At 75.0% G+C, this 5,174-nt stretch carries 6 protein-coding genes; 2 read left to right on the top strand and 4 right to left on the bottom strand.

Going from position 1 to position 5,174, the window contains the following annotated elements; genetic code table 11:
* On the top strand, nucleotides 1-484 hold a 484-nt coding region (locus BEP24_RS15780; protein WP_141693495.1), incomplete at its 5' end, for a LacI family DNA-binding transcriptional regulator.
* Between the two features lie 130 nt (nucleotides 485-614).
* On the opposite strand, the gene BEP24_RS15775 is transcribed toward BEP24_RS15780, so the two are convergent.
* The 3 genes from BEP24_RS15775 to BEP24_RS15765 all read right to left on the bottom strand — a co-directional run bounded on the left by BEP24_RS15775 (nucleotide 615) and on the right by BEP24_RS15765 (nucleotide 3,230).
* Complete coding sequence (locus tag BEP24_RS15775; RefSeq protein ID WP_065965050.1) at nucleotides 615-1,295, bottom strand: TrmH family RNA methyltransferase; 681 nt, start codon at nucleotides 1,293-1,295, stop codon at nucleotides 615-617.
* A 271-nt stretch (nucleotides 1,296-1,566) separates the two neighbouring features.
* Complete coding sequence (locus tag BEP24_RS17250; RefSeq protein WP_065965048.1) at nucleotides 1,567-2,430, bottom strand: DUF3592 domain-containing protein; 864 nt, start codon at nucleotides 2,428-2,430, stop codon at nucleotides 1,567-1,569.
* Nucleotides 2,427-3,230, bottom strand: coding sequence for a TetR/AcrR family transcriptional regulator C-terminal domain-containing protein (locus tag BEP24_RS15765; RefSeq protein WP_065965046.1), 804 nt, complete (start codon nucleotides 3,228-3,230; stop codon nucleotides 2,427-2,429). Before BEP24_RS15765 ends, BEP24_RS17250 begins: the two co-directional genes overlap by 4 nt.
* Nucleotides 3,231-3,415: 185 nt before the next feature.
* On the opposite strand from BEP24_RS15765, the gene BEP24_RS15760 reads away from it, so the two are divergent.
* Complete coding sequence (locus BEP24_RS15760; protein ID WP_065965045.1) at nucleotides 3,416-4,213, top strand: HAD-IIA family hydrolase; 798 nt, start codon at nucleotides 3,416-3,418, stop codon at nucleotides 4,211-4,213.
* A gap of 17 nt (nucleotides 4,214-4,230) precedes the next feature.
* Here BEP24_RS15760 and BEP24_RS15755 read toward each other — a convergent pair.
* Nucleotides 4,231-5,174, bottom strand: a 944-nt coding sequence (locus BEP24_RS15755) for a L,D-transpeptidase (protein WP_216093157.1), incomplete at its 5' end; no start/stop codon positions are given.

Genomic DNA, 5,174 nt, shown 5'->3' with positions numbered 1-5,174 from the left:
CCCCTCGGTCGCCGGCACCCCGTCGGTCGCGACCGCCGCGCCCGCTGCCGCCCCGTCCGTCGCCGGCACCGAGCGCACCGCGGACACCGCGCGCGCCGCCGGCGCCCCGTCGGTCGTCTCGGTCGTGCTGCGCGGGGAGCCGACCGAGGAGGCCGGCGCCCGCGCCCTCGACGAACTCCTCGACACCCACCCCGACGTCACCGCGGTGTTCGCCGCGAACGACGTGATGGCCCTCGGCGCGATGTCCGCCCTGGCCGCGCGGGGTCTCCGCGTGCCCGAGGACGTGTCGGTCATGGGCTACGACGACACACCGCTCGCGGCGACGGCCTACGTCGGGCTGACGAGCATCGACGACCGCAGCGTCGAGATCGGTCGGGGCGCGGGCGAGCGGTTGCTCGCGCGCATCGCCGACCCGACCACCGAGGCGCACGAGACCCTCGTCGAACCCCGGCTCGTCGCGCGCCGCACCACCGCCGCCCGCTGACCCGACCGGCGCCCCTCCGCCGGAAGCCGGAAGCCGGAAGCCGGAAGCCGGGCAGCACAGCACCGCCGGCACGGAACCCGCCAGCGCCGCACGACCGCAGCCCGCCCACCCGGACCGGCGATCCCGCCCGTCAGCCCGGCAGCGTCGCGTGCTGGACGACCCAGCTGTGCATGACGATCGCCGCCGCCGCCGAGGCGTTCACGCTCCGCGTCGACCCGAACTGCGTGATCTCCAGGTGTGCGTCCGCGCCGGCGACGGCCTCGTCGGTCAGGCCGGGCCCCTCCTGGCCGAACAAGAACACGCACCGCTCCGGGATCGCGGCGGTCTCGATGCGCTCGGCGCCCGGGGTGTTGTCGATCGCGACGACCGGTCGGCCCTCGGCGCGCATCGCCGCGGTGAACGCCGTGACGTCGGGGTGGTACCGGACGTGCTGGTACCGGTCGGTGACCATCGCGCCGCGCTTGTTCCACCGCCGCCGTCCGATGATGTGCACGGTCCCGGCGAGGAACGCGTTGGCGCTCCGCACGATCGACCCGATGTTCAGGTCGTGCTGCCAGTTCTCGATCGCCACGTCGAACGCGTGCCGGCGGGTGTCGAGGTCCGCGACGATGGCCTCCATCGACCAGTACCGGTAGCGGTCGACGACGTTGCGGGTGTCACCGGCCGCGAGGAGCTCCGGGTCGAGCCGCGGGTCGTCGGGCCACGGCTCGGGGTGCGGTCCGACGCCGTTCGTGGTCGCCTCGTGTGACGGCGGGAGGACCGGCGGTGCGGCCGCGCCGGCGACCGCCGGGTCGGCGTCGGGTCGGCTCACGTGGGCCGGTGCCGTCGACGGGACCACGGGGTCGGACGGGAGGCGCTCGGTCACGTGACCAGCGTAGGGCGCGTGGGTCGCGCCTCCCGTCCGGCGATCCGGCGGACCCGCCGGTCCCGCAGGCAGCGGCCCGTCCTGCCGGTCCTACGGGTCCAGCCAGGCCCGGCCCGTCCTGCCGGTCCAGCCGGTCCCGGCCCGTCCTGCCGGTCCAGCCGGTCCAGCCGGTCCAGCTGACCCAGCCAGTCGGGCGTCCGCCAGGACCGCCCGCGGCTCAGGAGGTGCCGGGGCGGAGGAAGTCCTCGGGGCCGGGGTCCCGCGTCGTCGCCGTGAAGATGCGCTTCCGGTCGCCCGGCCGCGCCGGGTCGTACAGCACCGTGACGGGCATGCCGACGACGGGTCCCTCGCCGTGCGCGAAGCCCTCGGTCCGTTCCACCCAGCGCCGCACGCCCTGCAGGTCGACGAACGAGAACGTCCACCGCAGCAGGGTGCGCGACGCGTCGGGGCTGGTCCCGCCGCTGACCGCGGTGACCTCGCCGACGACCCGGCGACCGTTCGCGAGCACGTCGGTGAGGCGTGCCCGTCGGTTGCCGCGTCCGAGCCGTGTCACGCCGCCGGCCACGAGGAGCAGCACCGTGACCAGCGTCGCGAGGGCGGGCACCCACCAGACCGTCGCGTACCAGATCCACTCGCCGAGGCCCCAGACCTCGTCGTGCCCGAACGTGGGGTCGACGGCGACCCCGACGCGGTCGGGCGCGGGCCACCGCGACGTCTCCCACCAGAGCATCGCCGTCGCGCCGAGGAACCACGGCTGCAGCGGTCCGACGCCCGCGAAGTCGCTCGTCCGGCCGGACCACCGGTGGTTCCAGCGGGAGTACACGGCCACGGCGACGAGGGTGCCGACGACGGCCCCGGGTGCGGCCCACCAGACCGACTCCGGGTCGGGGCTGTCCGAGAAGACGCTGTTCACCTGCATCATCCGGAAGACCAGGACGAAGCGGGACACCGCGAGGCCCGCGACCGCTCCGGCAGCGGCGACGAGCACGGCGCCGACGACGGTCATCACGAGGGCACGGTTCGTCCCCCGCCAGGCCGCCTCGCGCTCGCGGCGGACCTGCTGGGGGTCGACGGTGCTCACGCGCGGGCGCCCGGTCCGTCCGGCCCGTCGCCCGCGGTGCTGCCTCCCGCAGTGCTGACGGCGTCCGGCCCGTCGCCAGCAGCGCCGGGGGCGCCCGTGCCGTGCGTCCGGACCCGCGCCTCGATGCCGGCCAGGAGCACGTCCAGCCCGAGGGCGAACCGATCGTCGTACGAGTGCTCGCCGAGGATCTCCCCGACGAGTCGGTGCCGTTCCGGGCGTCCGGCGTCGGCGTCGCCCCGGCCGACCTGCACGCCGGCGTGCCCGACGACGAAGTCGTACACGACGAAGAACGCGTACATCGCCTCGCGCTCGGGGAGCCCGGCCTGCTGCAGTGCACCGACGACCTTCGCCACGACGGCGTCGGACTCGGTCGAGGCGAGCGGGGCGCGCTGACTGTGCGACTCGAGCACGAGCGGGTGCGTCCGCATGAGGTCGCGGAAGGTCGTGGCGAAGGTGCGCACCACCGCGCGCCAGTCCTCGGGCCAGACGAAGGTCGCGGTGAACTCGTCGACCGTGCGGCGGACGAGCTCGGCGTGCAGGTCGTCGAGGCCGCCGATGGTCCGGTGCACGGTCATCGGGGCGACGCCGAGCTTGGCGCCGAGGGCACGGAAGGACAGGCGGTCGAGGCCCTCCTCGTTCGCGATCTCGGTCGCGGCGTCGACGACCTGCTCGCGGGACAGCACGTTCGGGCGGCCGCGGCGACGGGCGGGCGGCGCGGGCTCGTCCGACGGCGTCGTCGGGGCGTCCGGTCCGCCGGTGGGGCGGGGTGCGCTGCTCGGGGAGCCTGGGTCGACGAGCACGGGGGTCCTCCTGATCCGGTACGGGTACGAAAATCCTAGGGCAAAGCCGAACGACGGTCGGTGTCCGCCCGGCCAGACCTCGGTGGCCCACCGGCCAGGCGTCCGGACGCACGACCGCCCACCCGCGCAGCCCTGGCGTCCCGCGCGCCCGGCTCCCCGTGGCCGGCGCCCGGTACGGTGGCACCATGGCGACGCGTGACGAGGTCGAGTGCTGGCTGACCGACATGGACGGTGTGCTCGTCCACGAGAACCAGGCCCTGCCGGGAGCCCCCGAGCTCATCCAGCAGTGGCTCGACGAGGGCACCGAGTTCCTCGTCCTGACGAACAACTCGATCTTCACGCCGCGTGACCTCAGCGCACGGCTCCGGAGCTCCGGGCTGCACGTGCCCGAGGAACGCATCTGGACGAGCGCCCTGGCCACCGCCGACTTCTGCCGCTCGCAGATGCCCGGCGGCTCCGCGTTCGTGATCGGCGAGGCCGGCATGACCACGGCCCTGCACGAGGCCGGGTTCATCATGACCGAGACCGCGCCGGACTACGTGGTCGTCGGCGAGACCCGCAACTACTCGTTCGAGGCGATCACCAAGGCCGTCCGGCTCATCCGCGACGGTGCCCGGTTCATCGTGACGAACCCCGACGCCACCGGCCCGAGCGCCGAGGGCGTCCTGCCCGCGACGGGCGCCATCGCCGCGATGATCGAGAAGGCCACCGGCAAGCAGCCCTACGTGGTGGGCAAGCCGAACCCGATGATGTTCCGGTCGGCGATGAACCGGATCGGGGCGCACTCCGAGAACACGGGCATGATCGGCGACCGCATGGACACCGACGTGCAGGCCGGCATCGAGGCCGGGCTGCACACCGTCCTCGTCCTGACCGGGATCAGCGACCAGGCCGAGATCGACCGGTACCCGTTCCGTCCGAGCGAGGTCATCAGCGGCGTGCACGAGCTGGTCCGCCCCGAGCCGATCGAGGTCGAGCTCTAGCGAGCCCCGGAACCGGCTCACTCCACCGTCACGAGCGTCCCGAGCGGCAACGCGTCCAGCGCGGCCACGGCCTCGGCGGACAGCCGCACGCACCCGTGCGACACCGCACCCGAGGTCGTCGCGTTCCAGTGCAGCCCGATCAACCCGCCGTCGTGGCCCCCGTACGGCTCGTCGGCCGCGCTCGAGTGCAGCGAGGTGAGCTGGATCGGGTGCTCCCCGGTGCCCTGCGACGGGTCGGCGTACCGCTCCTCCAGGTAGCCGGTGACCCCGGTCGGCGTCGGGGTGTCCGCCGTCCCGACGCCCGCCGCGAAGTGCTGCTGCACCGCCCCGGTCGACGCGGAGACGATCGACACGGACTGCTCCGTCGTCGAGACCACCACGCGCGCGGTCGGTGCCGCCACCGCGGTCAGCAGGTCGGCCGGCACCCACGCCGCGGTCTGCGCCGCCGCACCCCCGGCACCCGCCGCGGAGGGCAGCTGCCGCCGTGCGGGCGTCAGCACGAGCTCCCAGGGCCCCTGCCGTCGCAGCCCGACGACCGTCGTCGGCTGCTGCAGGAAGTCGGTCTTCGCGAACCGCGCCACGGGGGCGGTCCGGCCGTCGCCGAAGAGCGGCGCGTCGGCGGTCAGGTGGAACACGTGGGCCGCGGTGGTCGTCCGGTCCCACGGCAGCAGGCCGTCGACCACGGCGGAGTACTGCGCCTCGGGCAGGGCGGCGAGCGCCGCGGCGTCCACATGCGGCACGCCGGGCACGGGCGTCGAGGGCGCGGCTGCCGAGTGGGTCGTCACGGCGGCCGGGGCGGGGCCGCCGGCGGTCAGGAGCGGGACGGCGATCGCGGCCGCCGCGACGGCGGCGGCGACGCCGCCGACGGTGGTCCAGAGGGTGGAGCGCTGCACGAGGAGGACTTCCGGTGTCGGGGTGGCGGTGGGACGGACGGGAGGCACGGGGCGGTGGGGGACCGTGC

The organism is Curtobacterium sp. UCD-KPL2560, from assembly GCF_001705035.1.
Classification (GTDB): domain Bacteria; phylum Actinomycetota; class Actinomycetes; order Actinomycetales; family Microbacteriaceae; genus Curtobacterium.
This window is presented reverse-complemented; position numbering and strand designations above follow the sequence as displayed.

What these genes read in the sequence shown, in the direction of transcription:
- BEP24_RS15760 (WP_065965045.1), top strand. Translation starts at nt 3,416, where the DNA reads ATGGCGACGCGTGACGAGGTCGAGTGCTGGCTGACCGACATGGACGGT.